The sequence below is a fragment of the Lacimicrobium sp. SS2-24 genome (assembly GCF_002201535.1).
Taxonomy (GTDB): domain Bacteria; phylum Pseudomonadota; class Gammaproteobacteria; order Enterobacterales; family Alteromonadaceae; genus Lacimicrobium.
The window spans coordinates 617,037-633,204 of record NZ_NIWW01000001.1 but is presented as its reverse complement, the minus strand read 5'-3'; the positions used below and the strand labels follow the sequence as shown (position 1 = coordinate 633,204).

General features: G+C 52.4%; 10 protein-coding genes. 5 read left to right on the top strand and 5 right to left on the bottom strand.

Features of this window, described 5'->3' with window-relative positions:
* Positions 1–12: 12 nt before the first annotated feature.
* From CCY32_RS02810 to CCY32_RS02800, 3 genes are all read left to right on the top strand, one after another.
* The gene (locus CCY32_RS02810; RefSeq protein WP_246840522.1) at positions 13–1,323 is read left to right on the top strand and encodes an SLC13 family permease; all 1,311 of its coding nucleotides are present in this window, start codon (positions 13–15) and stop codon (positions 1,321–1,323) included.
* 147 nt (positions 1,324–1,470) lie between these two features.
* Positions 1,471–2,499 (top strand): efflux RND transporter periplasmic adaptor subunit, encoded by a 1,029-nt coding sequence (locus CCY32_RS02805; RefSeq protein WP_088329029.1) that lies wholly within the window; start codon positions 1,471–1,473, stop codon positions 2,497–2,499.
* Between the two features lie 6 nt (positions 2,500–2,505).
* A complete protein-coding gene (locus tag CCY32_RS02800; RefSeq protein ID WP_088329028.1) occupies positions 2,506–5,604 on the top strand; it encodes an efflux RND transporter permease subunit in 3,099 nt (1,032 codons plus the stop codon).
* Between the two features lie 94 nt (positions 5,605–5,698).
* Here the strand turns inward: CCY32_RS02800 and CCY32_RS02795 are convergent, their stop codons facing one another.
* Positions 5,699–8,644 (bottom strand): ligand-binding sensor domain-containing diguanylate cyclase, encoded by a 2,946-nt coding sequence (locus CCY32_RS02795; protein ID WP_088329027.1) that lies wholly within the window; start codon positions 8,642–8,644, stop codon positions 5,699–5,701.
* Positions 8,644–9,732 (bottom strand): Gfo/Idh/MocA family oxidoreductase, encoded by a 1,089-nt coding sequence (locus tag CCY32_RS02790; RefSeq protein ID WP_246840506.1) that lies wholly within the window; start codon positions 9,730–9,732, stop codon positions 8,644–8,646. The genes CCY32_RS02795 and CCY32_RS02790 overlap by 1 nt, the downstream gene beginning before the upstream one ends.
* Positions 9,733–9,793: 61 nt before the next feature.
* On the opposite strand from CCY32_RS02790, the gene CCY32_RS02785 reads away from it, so the two are divergent.
* Both CCY32_RS02785 and CCY32_RS02780 read left to right on the top strand, forming a co-directional pair.
* Positions 9,794–10,339, top strand: a complete 546-nt coding sequence (locus CCY32_RS02785) for an isochorismatase family protein (protein WP_088329026.1) — start codon at positions 9,794–9,796, stop codon at positions 10,337–10,339.
* A 161-nt stretch (positions 10,340–10,500) separates the two neighbouring features.
* Positions 10,501–10,827 carry a hypothetical protein gene (locus tag CCY32_RS02780; RefSeq protein ID WP_088329025.1) on the top strand — a complete coding sequence of 109 codons (327 nt, stop codon included), beginning with the start codon at positions 10,501–10,503 and terminating at the stop codon, positions 10,825–10,827.
* Between the two features lie 10 nt (positions 10,828–10,837).
* Here CCY32_RS02780 and CCY32_RS02775 read toward each other — a convergent pair whose 3' ends face one another.
* From CCY32_RS02775 to mfd, 3 genes are read right to left on the bottom strand one after another with little or no spacing between them, the layout of a single operon-like run.
* Entirely contained in the window at positions 10,838–11,353 is a 516-nt protein-coding gene (locus CCY32_RS02775; protein ID WP_088329024.1) for a cob(I)yrinic acid a,c-diamide adenosyltransferase, read from the bottom strand.
* Entirely contained in the window at positions 11,350–12,645 is a 1,296-nt protein-coding gene (locus tag CCY32_RS02770; protein WP_088329023.1) for a CsiV family protein, read from the bottom strand. Before CCY32_RS02770 ends, CCY32_RS02775 begins: the two co-directional genes overlap by 4 nt.
* On the bottom strand, positions 12,645–16,118 hold the full coding sequence (gene mfd / locus CCY32_RS02765; RefSeq protein WP_088329022.1) for a transcription-repair coupling factor: 3,474 nt from the start codon (positions 16,116–16,118) through the stop codon (positions 12,645–12,647). Before mfd ends, CCY32_RS02770 begins: the two co-directional genes overlap by 1 nt.
* Positions 16,119–16,168: the final 50 nt, after the last annotated feature.

Sequence of the window (16,168 nt, the reverse complement as noted above, 5' to 3'; positions counted from 1 at the left end):
TTGCTATTGGTAATGGTGCTGCAGTGGCAGGGGCATTCCTCTGCTATCACCTGGACGGCGGCGATTACCTTTTTGACCGCGTTTTACTGGATCACCGAAGCACTGCCGATACCTGCCACCTCATTGATCCCCTTCGCTGCCTTTCCGCTCAGCGGCGTGCTGACCCATCAGCAGGCTGCGTCTTCGCTGGGCAGCCATGTCATCATCCTGCTGATGGGCGCGTTTATGCTTTCCAAAGCGCTGGAAAAGTCCAATGTTCACAGTCGCTTTGCGTTTTATATGGTCAGTCTCACAGGTGCCCACAGCGCCCGGCGATTAGTGCTGGGTTTTATGTTAACGGCCGCGTTTTTATCCATGTGGATCTCTAATACCGCCACCACATTGATGCTGCTACCCATTGCCATTGCGGTTATTCAGCGTATTCAAAATCCCAGTTTGGCGGCCGCGATTTTGTTAGGAATTGCTTATTCGGCCAGCCTTGGGGGTGTGGGAACGCCAATCGGCACGCCACCTAACATTATCTTTATGAGCGTGTACAACGAGGTGCAGGGGCACCCCCTGACGTTTCTTGAGTGGATGAGCTTTGGTTTGCCCATTGTACTAATTGGTATTCCGCTGATGGCGCTGTGGCTGACCCGGGGACTGGGAGCGCTGGATAACCTTGAGCTTCCGGCTGCAGGTCAGTGGCAAAGTGAGGAAAAACGGGTGTTGATCGTGTTTACCTCAGTGGCGCTGGCGTGGATTTTTCGCCCTTACTGGACGCAGTGGCTGGGCCTGGATGGGGTGGGGGATAGTACCATTGCGCTGGCCGGTGTGGTGGCGATGTTTTTAACCCCAACGGGGAAACAGCCAGGAGAAAAATTACTCGACTGGAAAACCGCTAACGATATCCCCTGGGGCATGCTACTGCTGTTTGCCGGAGGTATCTGTATTGCCAAAGCCTTTGACAGCTCAGGTCTGAGTGTTGCCATGGGCGAGGCGCTTGCCGGACTCTCTGACATGCCGCTGTTAGCGATGATTCTTATCCTCTGCCTGTTTGTCACATTTCTTACGGAAATCACCTCCAATACCGCCACGGCCACCTTACTGATGCCGATTCTGGCCACAGCAGGAATGGCAGTGGGTGTGGATCCTAAATTACTGATGATCCCGGCTGCCATCAGCGCCAGTTGCGCCTTTATGCTACCCGTTGCCACTGCGCCCAATGCCATTGTTTACAGCACAGATAAAGTGTCTATTCGCACCATGGCAAAAGAGGGCATGGTGCTCAATGTGGTCATTGCGCTGGTCACCACAACCGTGGTGTATGTGGTATTAACCTGATGAGTTTCAGAGCAGCCTATAGCGGGTCTTTCAGGCAGGTCATCCAGTCTCACGCGTTGTTGGTCGTATATTAGCGAAGAAACTGATCATCAGGGTGCCATAGTGCGTACCCTTTCCCTGACATTATCCATTATATAAGGAGCTTGAATGAAGCTGTCGCTGCCATCACTGATTTTGTTTGGTTGTGTTTACTCGGTATTCGCTGCATCTGCTATGGCGCAGTCCCGGGAAGCCCGGCCGGTCAAGGTAGTTGTGGAGCCGGTTAAATTTGAGCGACAGAGCAGTCGGGTTGATGCGGTAGGTACCGCAGAGGCCACCAAGTCAGTGGTGCTGTATCCAGCAGTCACAGACCGGGTTACCGCGGTACATTTTCGCCCCGGTGACTGGGTCAAACAAGGCAAAGTTTTACTGGAGCTGGACTCCCGCCGCCAACGTGTTGCCGTGCAGCGGGCACAGATTGTATTGGCCGACGCCGAGCGCACCGTTAAACGATTACAAGAAAGCCGCAAGCAAGGGGCGATTGCGCAAAACCAGCTGGATGACGCCATCACCACAAGGGATATCGCTGAAGTGGCGCTCAGTGAGGCCAGAGTGGAACTGGAGGATAGGCAAGTGAGGGCGCCCTTTGATGGTGTGATGGGGCTGACTGACATAGAGGTGGGTGACAGAATCAATTTGCAAACAGCCATTGCCAGTATCGACAGTCGTAAGGAGCTGTTTGTGCATTTCCAGGCCCCGGAAGATGCCCTGAATATGCTCCAGGCAGACAGTTCGCTGACCCTGCGCCCCTGGAATAATCCGTCTCAGACGATTCCTGCTGCGCTGTCACAGATTGACTCGCGTATTGACCCACAAACCCGCACGGTAAGAGTACGCGCATTAATCGATAACGGTGAAGATCGTTATCGCCCAGGCATGAGTTTTCGGGTTAATTTGCTGATTCAGGGAGATCGCTACGCGGTGGTACCCGAGAGTGCTCTGCTTTGGGGAGAAACCGGTGCCTACATCTGGATCGTTGAGAACGAGAAAGCTAAACGGATAGATGTACAGATTAAGCAGCGCTTTAAAGGCTACATTCTGGTGGCGGCTGATATCAGTGCTGATGATCTGTTGATTGTAGAAGGCGTGCAGAGTCTGCGTGAAAACCAGCCCGTCGTTTTCGCAGCCAAGGTGTAAATCACGATGAGCCTTAAACAGTACCTGCAAACCAGTGATCTGCCGTCTTTGGCTATCCGTCGTCCTGTTTTAATTGTTGTCTTAAATCTGCTTATTATCATTGCCGGATTTGCCGCAATTAATGGTGTTGAGGTGCGCGAATTACCCGATGTGGATCGACCTATTATTACGGTTACGGCCAGTTTTCCTGGTGCGTCACCGGAGACCGTCGACACCGAAGTGACCAGCCACCTTGAAGGCGCTGTTGCCAGGGTCAGTGGCGTAAAATCCATCCGTGCCCAGAGTGAAGAGAACAGTTCAAGAATTGTGGTGGAGTTTCGTCCCGGTATCGATCTGGATAACGCGGCCAATGAAACCCGCGAGTCGGTCAGCCGGGTGCAGCGGCGGTTGCCCGATGACGTGGAGCAACTGGCTATCATCAAGGCGGATAACGATGCGCAGTCGGTGGTGAGCCTGGCGGTATCCAGTGAAACGCTGGATCTGGAAACCTTAACGGAACGGGTTGAGACGGATCTGGCACCGCAATTTCTGAGTATACCCGGTGTGGCCGATGTGCGACTCAATGGTGATCGCCAGCGGGTGCTGCGCGTACGACTGGATCCCTTGCGCTTAACCAGTTTTAACCTGGCCGTGACCGATGTGGCCGACGCACTGGCACAGGCCCCCTTTGATGTACCGGCGGGAAGCCTGAAATCTACCGATCAGCAACTGATTGTGCGCGCCGACGCCACCTCAGTCACCGCTGAGCAGGTAGAGAATATTATCATCAGTGGCGATACCCGCATCGGCGATGTGGCGGATGTGTATTTTGGTCCTGCTGATGCCCGCTCTATGGTCCGGCTTAACGGTAAACCGGTGTTGTCCATTGGTGTCATCCGACAGGCCCGCTCCAATACCATTGAGATTTCCGATGAAGTGTTGGCAATGGTGAAGCAGTTGCAGCAACGCTTTCCCGACATTCATTTACAGGTGACTTCTGATGACGCGGAATTTATTCGCGGCTCTGTGACTGAAGTGATGACGTCACTTGGGCTCACCATCTTGCTGGTTATTGCCACGCTTTGGGTGTTCATTGGTTCCTGGCGAGCCACTATTGTACCGGCGTTGTCGATTCCTGTTTCCCTCGTCGGTGCGCTGGCCATTATCTGGGCCATGGGCTTTTCCATCAATATTCTGACCTTACTGGCACTGGTGCTGGCAACCGGCCTAATTGTAGATGATGCCATTGTGGTGTCTGAGAATATTCAGCGGCGCAGAGCCATGGGTCTCGGCGCCCGAGCCGCCGCCGTCATCGGCACCCGGGAAGTGTTCTTTGCTGTGGTTGCCACCACTGCAGTGCTGGCAGCGGTATTCATTCCAATTGCCTTTTTACCATCAACGGCAGGGCGATTATTTCGAGAGTTCGGTGGCGTGCTGGCAGGAGGCGTGATCATCTCTTCTTTTGTGGCCTTGTCGCTGGTGCCAGCGCTGACCGCGCGACTACCGGTGAAAAAAGATCAGGGCCACCTGTTCGCAGCCTTTGGTAATAAGCTGCTGTCGGCGTATTCGCGCTCTCTGCATTGGGCACTCGATCATGCCAAACTGACCTTTTTGTTTTGTGTACTGGCAGCAGGCGGTGCAGCTGGCGTATACCTGCAACTTGAGAACGAACTATTGCCCACTGAAGACAGGGGCAGCATTCGTATTTTTGCCAGAGGTCCGGATGGGGTTGGGCTGAACTTTATGGACCGCCAGGCCCGTAAAATGGAAGAGATCTTACTGCCCTACGTGAGTCAGGGGGAAATCGATTCAATCTATACTCGGGTCGGGCAATGGGATCCTAATATCGTTTTTATTACTGTTCCTCTTACCGACTGGGCAGAGCGGGAGCGCTCGCAACAGCAGATTATCAATGAAATCCGGGGTCCCCTGGCGGCCATACCCGGTGCACCCGCCAGAGCCGGTGGGTCTAACAGTCTAAATTTACGGGGCCAGGGCGGTGGGCTGGAGTTGGCATTGACCGGCAATACCTATGCACAGATTTACGCGGCGGCGCTGGATTTCAGTAAGGAAATAGAACGCAGCCTGCCACAGCTTGGCAGGGTAGATATCTCTTATCAGCCGACTCAGCCACAACTCAGGGTTAACATTGATCGGCGTCGCGCCGAAGAGTTGGGTGTAGCCCTGTCTGATATCGCCAGTACGCTGCGGGTGGCCATCAACGGTGATGATGTTGCGGATTTAAATGTGGGCGATCAGTCTGTGCCCATTATGTTGCAGGCACAAAACCTGATCATCAATGACCCCAGCGATCTGGCCAATCTGTATGTGAAATCCGCATTCGGTAATCTGGTTCCGTTGTCGAGTCTGGCGACGATTTCTGAGGAAGGGGTCGCCGCAGAACTGGAACGTTATGCACAGCGCCGCGCTATAGAAATGGACATGGAACTACCCGGAGACTTTCCCATTGAGGAGGCGGTGGTGTCTCTCAGAGCACTGGCTCAACAGCACCTGCCTGATGGCGTAAATATGGTCTTTAAAGGAGAAGCGCTGACCTATGAAGAGACCGCCCGTGAAGTGACCCTGACTTATGTATTGGCCTTTGTCATTGTACTATTGGTGCTGGCCGCACAGTTTGAAAGTGTTAACAGTGCAGTGGTGGTCATGCTGACGGTGCCGTTTGGTATTGCTGCTGCCCTATACGCACTGTTTTTGACCAATACGTCCATCAATATCTATTCTCAGATCGGTCTGGTAATGCTGATTGGGTTATTGGCAAAAAATTCTATTTTGTTGGTAGAGTTTGCCGATCAACTCAGGGACAAGGGGCTGGCAGTCAGAGATGCGGTTGAAAAAGCTGCCAATATACGCCTTCGACCCATCGCGATGACACTGGTTTCCACCATTTTAGGGGGGTTACCCCTCATTCTCTCTACAGGTGCCGGTGCAGAGTCACGCAATGCCATTGGCTGGGTGGTCTTCGGTGGTCTGGGGTTGGCGGTGGTGTTCACCTTGTATCTGACACCGGTGTTGTACCTGGCACTGGCCAGATTTACCAAACCCAGAGCAGATGAAAGCCAGCGACTGGAGCGGGAAATGGAAGCAGCTGAGGCCATCGACCACTAACGCTGACATGCGCAGGCCCACCTCTGTTTAAGAGGCTGGCCTGAGCGGAACTTTGGGGTTTCAACAGACGAAACCGTAATGGTCTAGAACCGTGCTAGTCCTGCTTGGAATAAAAGCAGTAGGCCAGACCTTTCTGTTTACATTCATACATGGCCTTGTCAGCCCTGCGAATGAGTTCGTCATTTTCAACGGGGTTGGCCGGGTTGTAGGTGGCAATCCCAAAACTGGCTTTAATATCTAAACTGTGACCCTGCCATTTGACGCCTTTTTCCAGAAGGGTATGGATTCTTTCAATTAACTGAATAATCGTCTGACGCCTGTCAATCTGATCGAGCATCAACACAAACTCGTCACCACCTAAACGGCTGAAAAAGTCAGCTTGACGAATGGCCTGCTGCACCGTTTTACTGAAATGGGTCAGGATCAGATCGCCGGCCTGATGGCCGTACTCATCGTTGGTTTGTTTAAACCCATTCAAATCAATGTACACCAACGCTAAAGAGGTCTGTTGGCGTTTTGCCTGGGCGATACGCTGACGCAACTCCTGCTCAAAGTAAAGACGGTTTGGCAGCCCGGTAAGACTGTCGTGACGGGCAAAAAAGCGCAGAGACAGCAAGCGCCGGTGCACATAATAGAGCAACCATAAAAGCACTGCCACGGCGACAATCAGGTAGACTATCTGGGCCATTGCAGACCACCACCAGGGCGCTTGCACCTCAATATTCAGCGTCAGCGGTGGTGCCTGCCACTCTGAGGCGTTATGGGTCGCTCGTACCTCAAGCTGGTAGGTCCCATAAGGCAGCTGACTGAGACTCAGTTGCCGTGAGGACATGTTCTGCCAGGTCGTGTTTAAAGGCGGCAGCCGATATTGATAGTGCATCGACTGTGGCGACAAGTAATTCAGGGCTGCCAGAGTAAAGGCGACATAGTTTTCCCCCGGCAACAGCGTGAGTGTGTCAGTGTGCTGATGGTAAGTGGTGTCCATGACCTGATAGGCAGCCAGGTTGAGCGTGGGGGTCAATGCGCTCGCTTGCAGATCGTTGGGGTTAAACATCAACAGGCCCTGATTGCCGCCAAAGGCGATGGCACCATCCTCACTCACCGCAACGGTGTTGGCGTGGTACTCCATATTCAGCCAGTGCGTCAGGTGACTAAAATGGATTACTTTCAATGTGTTGAGATCCAACTGCATGATTTGCGTAGTACCGGCAATCCACAGGGCGTTGTGCTGACTCAGGGCCAAAGAGCGGACTTGATTTTCCTGTAGCCCGTTTTTTTCAGTGAGATGGTAGACGAGGTGCCAGCTATTATCCTTGAAGGTAATGGCCAGCACACCCTGATTCATGGTGGCAACCCAGATGACTTGCTGATGTTGTACCAGGCTGGTGATGTGCAGCTTATCGATGGCCAACTCGGTGTTGACCAGCACAATAGGACTGGATTTGTTCAGCATGTGATTGATTTGATAGAGGCCACTGCGACTTCCGGCAATATACCCCTGCTCAGAGTCAACCATTGTCGTGATGTAGTCTGCTGCGGCATCTTTAAGGTAGTGAGTGTAGCGTCGCTCTTTACTATCCCAGCTGGCCAAATCACCGTTGTCAAAGGCTACCAGTAGATTCACTCCCATGGCTTTTAAGCTGTATATCGGAGCATCCTGCAACGATGGATTCGGTGGAGGCACTGGTGTCACACGACGGCTTTTCTTATTAAAACGCAGTAAGCCTCGATTTGAGCCCAGTATCAGCTCACTGCCGGCATCTGCAATGGACCAAATAATGCTTTTGGGTAACTGTTCTTTTTGACGACTGGGTGGATAAGTAATGAGTCTTTTTTCTTTTCGATCGTAATAGTTGAGACCGCTCTCACTGCCAAACCACAGACCGTCTTTGCTAAACAGAGTAGACCAAAGGTGTTTATTGGTAATACCCTGGTACTCACCAAGATGCAGGACATGACGATTGCTGACATCACCTACCGCCAGGCCGTTTGTGGTGGCGACCCACAATAGCCCCTGACGGTCAAACAGCAGTTCACTGATATTGTTAAAAGGAATGGAGTAGGTGATTTGCGCGTCATAGGCGCTGTGAAAATGTTGTGATAAATGAGGCTGCCAGGCACTCAGGCCGTCATAAAAATAGCCCAGCCACAACCAGTCCCCCTGCTTTTTGACAGACCAGATACTGTTGGATTGGATAAAGGGCTGGTCACTGAGATATTGTGACGTGATGGTTTCGGTGGCGGTATCCACCACCAGCAAGCCGTCACCATCGGTGGCAAGATAAAGCTGGTTATCATCCAGCAGCGCGTCAAATAAGCGCGCGTTTCGGACATCGAAATTTGAGTCCTCCACTAACGGAATTTTGCGCACAGGCCCCTTGGTCAGGGCAGTTTCACCTTGCAACGGCATCACGTAAAGTCCGGATTTGGTGCCTATCCAGAGTTTGTTCTGATGAGGAATAACGAATTTCACACTGGCCTGCAAGGCGCTAATCGCTGCTGCAGTAGGTGAAATGGACTGGCTATCAACCACATACAAGCCCCGATCTGTGCCGACCCAAAGTTGGTTGTCGCTGTACACGTTAATACTGAGTATGGTGTGGCGCTCATTATCATCAAAGGGAATCGGTATAAAACGCTCTTCTCTCACATCAAAGCGATACAGACCATTATCCGTGCCAACCCACAGTTGGGTATTGCTGGTGGCGACAACTTCGATCACGTCGTTGCTGATACCAGCGTGCTCCAGTTCACTGGTCAGTTTGTAATTCACAAAGGTGTAACCGTCAAAGCGGCTCAGACCAGAGCGGGAACCAATCCAGATATAGCCATCGTCTGTCTGTGTGAGGCTATTGATATAGGCAGAGGGTAAGCCCTGATCCAGGGAAAAGCGTTTAAAGTGCAGCTGCACATCTGGCTGAACGAATTCCTCAGCCATGGCCTGATTGAAAAAGGTCAAAAGCAACAGGGAGCTCAGCCCAATCAAAGCAGAGCTAAACAGGCGAATACCTAAAAACACGTCGTAAAGATACCTCATCATTACCTGGGCCTGGCGTAGGCTTGCTGAATGAGTTTTATACCACACAATGCTTCGTCAGCAGTAACACAGAGCGGTCTTTGCAGGCGAATGGCATCGGCAAGGTTATGATAAAAGTGCTGATAGCCACCGCATTCACTCACCAAGGTCTGTCTGTTGTCGGCGCCGTACAAGGTGCCGTAGTCTTGTGGTGACTCTGCGGCCCAGTCTGGCGTATCGGGCTGAATACCGTCTCGCAGGCGTGGTTCCTGAGGTTCCAGGCCCTCTTTAATAAAGGTGCCGGCGCTGCCTTTAATGCGAAAGCGCGGGTTAGGACCGCAGCTATAGGGGTCGCTGTGCAGGATAACCTCAAGTCCCGGGTAATGCAGTTGCAGGTGAAAATAATCATCCGCTTCGGCGCCAGGTCTTAACCGGTCGATACGCGCACTGACAGCCTGAGGCTCACCAAACAGCATCAGGGCCTGGTCAATTAAATGGGGGCCCAGATCATAGAGTATACCGGCACCGGGAATATTCTGTTCTCGCCAGCGCTTACGTGGTGTTGGTCTGAAGCGATTGAAACTCGACTCAAACACTTTAATCTCCCCCAGTGTTTGTTCTTTCAGCAAGCGCTTAACGGTCAGAAAATCACTGTCCCAGCGGCGGTTATGATAGGGGGCCAATACCCGTTTATGCTGCTTAGCCAGTGCTATCAGTTCATTGCCCTGTTCGGTATCGATGACCATAGGCTTTTCAATCAGCACGTGCAGCCCTTGTTGCAGCGCATGCCTGGCCTGGGGAAAATGCAGGTGATTGGGAGTTGTGATCACCACTAGCTCTGCTCCGGATTCTTCAATCATGCGCTCAGGGTCTTCGAAGCAGCGTACATGAGGATAATGCTGTGCAGCCAGAGCTTGCTGTGAAGTGCACAGTGCCACCAGGTTAAACGATGCTAATGCCCGAATAAACGGCAGGTGAAAGGTCCGCGCAGAAAGGCCAAATCCGATGACGGCAGTGCGGATAGGGGGAGCATGGCTTAACGGCAAAAAAGCGACCTTAACAGATTCAGATACTGTATTCAGCGTAACAAAGTTTTCAGCTTCTTGCCCCACTATTGCTGTTATAAGATAGCGCGACGAGTGCACTCAACGAGCTAAAGCAAAAAGGGGTCTGATGATACTGGATAAAGCCAAAAGCCTGCTGTTACTGATTGATATGCAAGAGAAATTACTGCCCGTCATTGATAATGCCGAAGCGCTGACCCGCGCGGCAGAATGGGCATTGCAAGTCGCCTCAGAAGTCGGGGTGCCTCACCTGGTCACCGAGCAGTACCCTCAGGGAATAGGTCCTACAGCAGCCAGATTGATCTCCCTTGTGGACGAGCAGGCTGTAATTCAGAAATTAACCTTCAGTGCCTGGCAGGAGCCCGCTTTTGTAAAACAATTGAGCCTCTCGCAGCGAGGCCAGATTGTGGTCATGGGAACCGAGGCCCATGTATGTGTATTGCAAACCGTACTGGATCTTATTGCTGCCGGATATGAGGTTTATGTACTGAGCGACGCGGTAGGCTCACGGCAACCTCAGCACAAAGATCAGGCACTAATAAGGATGCAACAGGCCGGTGCTATTTTAATCAATCAGGAAATGATGGCTTTTGAATGGCTTGAACGTGCCGATACAGAGCTGTTCAGAAAAGTGCATCGGGGCTGGATACGCTAAAAGCGCTAAGCCGTGTTGATCAACTCTGTGCAACTGCTATAGGTATATGTGGCGATCACAGGTTATCAATCGTCAGATCTGAGTTCGCTGTTGCTCCGGTTACCATAGCGCAGTCTCTCTGCCTGTGCTTAACACCGGCCACACTCTATCAAGGAGGATTTATGGAACATAACTACCTGAATTATTTTCCGGAACTAAAAGGGATGTCAGACACCCGTCAGTATATCCTGCTTGAAGAAGCCCGCTACGAAACCTTTCGCCAACCGGGCATGAACATTAAGATGATCGGCTGCTTAATAATCACCTTGCTGGTGTCAGCCCTGATTGCGTTGTTACCGCCATTGATTGTCCCTATGTATTCTGTTCGCATTATCAGCATGCTGGCGGGGATACTGGGTGGTATCGTGTTATTCAGAAAGCTCTACGCCGGACTGTTATACCAGGGCTTGCAGAAGGTCATTAAAGCCCGACTGGCGGGCGAGTCTTAGCCTGTTTGCTTCACACCGCCAGTTCCGGTACACCGGCCAGTTTATTGAGCCAGCGCGCCAACACAAACAACCAGTCTGACAGGCGATTAAGGTATTTCAGACAGATTGCGGGGACATCACGGGTTTTACTCATCGCCACCAGATGTCTTTCGGCGCGCCGGGCAATGGTTCTGCATATATGACACTGGGCCGCGTCTGTGCTGCCGCCAGGCAGGATAAAATGGGTTTGCGGAGCAAGCTGCGCCTGCCAGATATCAATTTGCTGCTCCAAAGACAGGATGTCGTTTTCCGTCAGTTTGGCGCTGGCAGAAAGGGCAAAACCTATCTGAAATAGCTGGCGTTGCACCCCTTGAATCTGCTTTTTTTCGGTTTCGGCGACCTGGCTAGCCAGCAGGCCAAGCTGGGCATTGAGTTCATCCAGACTGCCATAGGTTTCCAGCACAATATCGTGCTTGTCGAGCTTTTCCGGCTTATCTGCATAGATATGAGTGGTGCCCTGATCGCCGCCTTTGGTGTAAATTTTCATTCTGCTAGCGCGTCCTCTGTGTCCGGATCGGGTTTATGGTAGCGACGGATCTGCACCACCATGCCAAACATGGGATGGTCAAAATAATGAATCTGGGTGCTGATCACCCGCCTGAGTTGGGCAAAGGGCAGCGTGTATAAATGGTACTGGGGTGCCATGGCCACGGTGCTTTGCTTCTGAATATTTATGCTGTCGCCATCCATCGCGCTGTCGCTCACATCCATCAGCCCCAGAGGCCCCTCAGCCCGGTAAACTAACTCTGAATCAATGTGCAGATAGGGCACACGATTAATGTATTGCAGGTAGACCCGGAACCAGCCGTCAAGCTCCCAGAGTGCATCGGTTTGCTCGCCCATGGAAGGGAGCTCGGCGTCCTGCTGGGTCAGAATCAGGGGCTGGCTCAAGGCCGCTTCCACCTTTTGGATTAGTCCGGTATCGGGTGATGACGCGCTGTCCTCTATCAAAGTTGACGCAGTCTCTTCTTCAAGGGGATAGCCAAGACTGTCGTAGGCCATGGCGAAGTTTTTGCCAGCAAACAGGCGGAATTTTTCTGCCTGATTGCGCCCGAATAATACGGGCTGGCGCCAGGCTAAATGGAGCAATGGCCGGATTCCCCGTTGTCGATGAAGATCGCGGGCAATATCGCGCAACGTAAACTCACTGGCAGGCAACAGGTAGGGCTGATTGGCAAAACGTCGTTCAATTTCATCAATGATCTGAGGCACCACCTTGAGCAGAGGTTGTTGCCGCTCAGGGGGGGAGGGGATATCGGCTAAATACCGTTGTTCGACGCTAAATACACAATCTGCACGCATCCATCGGGAGGGCTGAAAATGCGGACCTACAGAAAGCGGCTGGGTCTGTGAATCTTGCGCACCGGGAAGTCTGCCGACAATTTTCGCGCTATTGGTATTGACCGCCGTTCTGAGTGACTGGCGAGCCATGCGTTGCTGTTGCACTGTCTCAATCTGCTTTAAAAGCGGTTCCAGTTCAGTCTGAGGCAGCTCAAATCGAACTGGTGTTGGCGGCGCGTGTGGTGGTGAATCACATAATTGCAGGTTATCACGTAAGCTGCGGATGTCCGGGCGCAGATAAGTACTCAGCAGATCCGTGCTGCCACTAATGTCGATACCAGCCGGCTGCTCAAAGTGTTCGGATAAGGTTTCCAGCGACTGGTCCTGTTTGTATAACACTACCTCCACATCGAACCACCAGTCATTTGCCTGTGCAAGATGACTAAAGCTGAGGGAGAACGCTAACCACCATACTGGCTTCATTAACAACTGCTTCATCAGGCCGCCTGTAATTTCCGTTTAAATTGGTTAAGCATATCCTGCACCAGTGTAACACGCTGCTGATGCTCTTCGGTTGCGATATTAAACCTGAGCTTCTGTGGGCCGTCGAGCCGATATATGGCTGGCTGGGATTGCAACAGTTCAATGATAAAGCCAGGATCAATGGGGGTCTGTTGATCAAACTCCACAAAGCCACCCTGATGGCTGGCCTCTATTTTGCTGATGCCAAGTCGTTTGGCGTCCAGCTTCATGTCAGCCAGGGCCATCAGGTTTTTAGCGGCTTGGGGCAACAGGCCAAAGCGATCGATCAGTTCCACTCTCATGTCATCCAGCTCATCACTGTTTTTACAGTTGGCGATCTTCTTATATAAGGATAAGCGAATGTTGACATCACTGATGTAATCTTCAGGCAGCAGTGCCGGAATTCTCAGCTCAATATCAGTATGAGACGACAGCGCCTCACTCAGAGCGGGCTCCTTACCTTGTTTTAATGCCTCTACCGCCTTATCCAGCATATCCATATACAATGAGAAGCCCACTGTGGCGATTTGTCCGGACTGATCATCGCCCAGAAGCTCACCGGCTCCGCGTATCTCCAGATCATGGGTGGCCAGCGCAAAGCCTGCACCAAGGTCTTCCAGTGAGGCAATGGCCTCCAGGCGCTTTTGGGCATCTTTGGTCATCCGCTTGGGATGAGGGGTCAGCAAGTAGGCATAGGCCTGATGGTGTGAGCGTCCCACGCGCCCTCTTAGTTGATGTAACTGTGCCAGTCCCAGATGATCGGCCCTGTCCATGATAATGGTGTTGGCCGAGGGAATATCGATACCGGTTTCAATGATGGTGCTGCACACCAGCACGTTAAAGCGCTGATGGTAGAAATCAGACATCACTCTTTCAAGATCGCGCTCGCGCATTTGACCGTGGCCAATGCCGACTCTTGCTTCAGGAACAATTTCCTCGATCTCCGCCGCGGTTTTTTCGATGGTTTCCACTTCATTGTGTAAGAAGTACACCTGCCCGCCACGCAGGATCTCGCGCATGATGGCCTCACGGATGAGTTGTTTATCTCGCTGTCGCACAAAGGTTTTAATCGCCAGTCGTTTGGCCGGTGCTGTGGCAATAATCGACAAATCACGCATGCCTGAAAGTGCCATGTTCAGGGTGCGCGGAATCGGGGTGGCGGTGAGGGTGAGAATATCCACATCTGCGCGCAGGGCCTTGAATTTTTCTTTCTGACGCACGCCAAAGCGGTGTTCTTCATCGATGATCACCAGGCCCAGGTCGGCAAATTTCACGTCGTCCTGTAACAGCTTGTGGGTACCCACCACGATATCCACTTTGCCATCATTAAGGCCCTGAATAACCTCTTTATGAGCCTTACCGCTGCCAAAGCGGGAGACCACTTCGATACGAAAAGGCCAGTCGGCAAAGCGGTCTTTAAAATTTTCGTAGTGTTGCTGAGCCAGCAGGGTCGTGGGGACAAGAATCGCCACCTGTTTCCCACTGTTTGCTGCCAAAAAGGCAGCACGCATTGCGACCTCTGTCTTACCGAAGCCCACATCACCACAGACCAGTCTGTCCATGGCCGTGGGACTGCCCATGTCCTGAATTACCGCATTGATGGCCTGTTGTTGGTCGGCGGTTTCTTCAAAGGGAAAACTGTTGGCGAAACTTTCGTATTCATCCCAGTTTATTTTGATAGCAAACCCGGGTTTGGCTGCCCGTCTGGCATAGACATCCAGTAATTGAGCGGCCACATCGCGTACTTTTTCGGCAGCTTTTTTCCGCGCTTTGCTCCAGGCCTCGGTACCCAGATGGTGTAAGGGGGCCGTGTCCAGATCGCCGCCGCTATAACGACTGATAAGATGCAAAGAGGAAACCGGCACATACAGCTTGGCCTGATTCGCGTACTCAATGGTCAGATACTCCGTAGCGACCCCGCCTGCATCCAGTGTCTGTAGTCCCAGGTAGCGCCCCACGCCATGCTCCAGGTGCACCACGGGCTGGCCTATGCTTAGCTCGGCCAGATTGCGAATCACCGCCGCTTCATCTGTTGCCTGCTGCTTTTTACGCAGTCGCCGCTGACTGATCTTATGGCCGAGTAATTCGCTTTCTGTGATCAGGGCCAGGCGGGCATCACTCTCTTCGAGCACAAAACTGTGTTCGAGATCGCTGACCATGATCCCCAGTGGCTGATGACCACCGAGGAAGGCGTTTAAATCCATCACCGATTTGGGGCTCACCTGAATCTTTTTGAGCATATCCAGCAGGCTTTCCCGGCGTCCCTGAGACTCGACGCTGAACAGCACTTTCACCCCTTGCTGCTGCCACGCCTGCAATTGTGTTTGCAAGGACGCCATGGGGCTTTTGAGCTGTGGTTTTACGGCGATTTGCGGCAGTGCCGCGGTATTGAAATTACTGCGTCCTGCTTTTTCTTCCAGGCTCTGGTGACTGACGCTGACGCGTGGCCACTGTTTGATCTGCGCGAACAGTTCTTCCACGCGCAGGAAAATTTCCGCCGGCGCCAGCAAAGGCCTGAGCGGATTGTACTTGTGCTGTTCGTAACGCTCCTGCACATCAGCCCAGTAAAATTCTGCCGCATTGACCAGATCCCCGTGCATCAGCACCAGGCTGTCCGGGTGCAGGTAGTCAAAAAGGGTGGCGGTATGCTCAAAAAAAAGCGGCAGGTAGTACTCTATGCCGGGGGGCATAATTCCTTTACTGACCTGATGATAGACAGACTCCCGGGCATTACTGGCATCAAACCGCTGCATAAACTGAGAGCGGAACTGATCGATGGCCTGTTTATCGGTGGGAAACTCGTGGGCCGGCAACATGCGTATCTGCGACACGGTGTCTTCAGAGCGCTGCGAGTCCGGGTCGAAGACCCGGATGCTGTCAATTTCATCGTCAAACAGATCGATACGGTAGGGTGTTTTGCTGCCCATTGGAAAGAGATCGATAATGCTGCCGCGAACACAGAATTCGCCATGGCTCATAACCTGGCTTACGGCGGTATAACCAGCCCGTTCCAGTCCCACACGGAATTTATCCAGGTCCAGGTGCTGTCCCTGTTCAAGCAGTAACAGGTATTTGGCCAGGTAGTCTACAGGCGCCAGGCGCTGTAGCAAGGTATTAACCGGTACTACATAAATGCAGGGTTGAGGTTGTGTCAGATGAAACAGCGTTTCCAGGCGCTGGGAAATAATGTCCTGATGAGGCGAAAAAGTGTCGTAGGGCAGGGTCTCCCAGTCCGGAAAGACTTTGACCTGAATATCGCTGCCAAAACTTTGTAGTTCACGAGCCAGTTTCAGGGCGGAGGGCGTGTCGGCCGTGATCAACAACACCGAGCCTTTCAGCTGTTCAGCGGCATTGGTGATCGCCAGGGCCAGGCTGCTGCCGTGAAGATTGCCCCAGTGGAGGATATCGCCCGATTTTGAGGGCAGGTCAGGAGTAAAAATACTGCTCATAGTGCTCAGGTCATTGTCCCTTGGCTTTAGTCGTGTTCAACCGGGTGGTC

Excerpts from the sequence above, each read along its gene's own strand:
- mfd (WP_088329022.1), bottom strand. The coding sequence starts at position 16,118 with ATGAGCAGTATTTTTACTCCTGACCTGCCCTCAAAATCGGGCGATATC.
- CCY32_RS02800 (WP_088329028.1), top strand. The coding sequence starts at position 2,506 with ATGAGCCTTAAACAGTACCTGCAAACCAGTGATCTGCCGTCTTTGGCT.
- CCY32_RS02810 (WP_246840522.1), top strand. The coding sequence starts at position 13 with ATGGTGCTGCAGTGGCAGGGGCATTCCTCTGCTATCACCTGGACGGCG.
- CCY32_RS02805 (WP_088329029.1), top strand. The coding sequence starts at position 1,471 with ATGAAGCTGTCGCTGCCATCACTGATTTTGTTTGGTTGTGTTTACTCG.
- CCY32_RS02775 (WP_088329024.1), bottom strand. The coding sequence starts at position 11,353 with ATGAAAATTTACACCAAAGGCGGCGATCAGGGCACCACTCATATCTAT.
- CCY32_RS02795 (WP_088329027.1), bottom strand. The coding sequence starts at position 8,644 with ATGATGAGGTATCTTTACGACGTGTTTTTAGGTATTCGCCTGTTTAGC.
- CCY32_RS02785 (WP_088329026.1), top strand. The coding sequence starts at position 9,794 with ATGATACTGGATAAAGCCAAAAGCCTGCTGTTACTGATTGATATGCAA.
- CCY32_RS02770 (WP_088329023.1), bottom strand. The coding sequence starts at position 12,645 with ATGAAGCAGTTGTTAATGAAGCCAGTATGGTGGTTAGCGTTCTCCCTC.
- CCY32_RS02780 (WP_088329025.1), top strand. The coding sequence starts at position 10,501 with ATGGAACATAACTACCTGAATTATTTTCCGGAACTAAAAGGGATGTCA.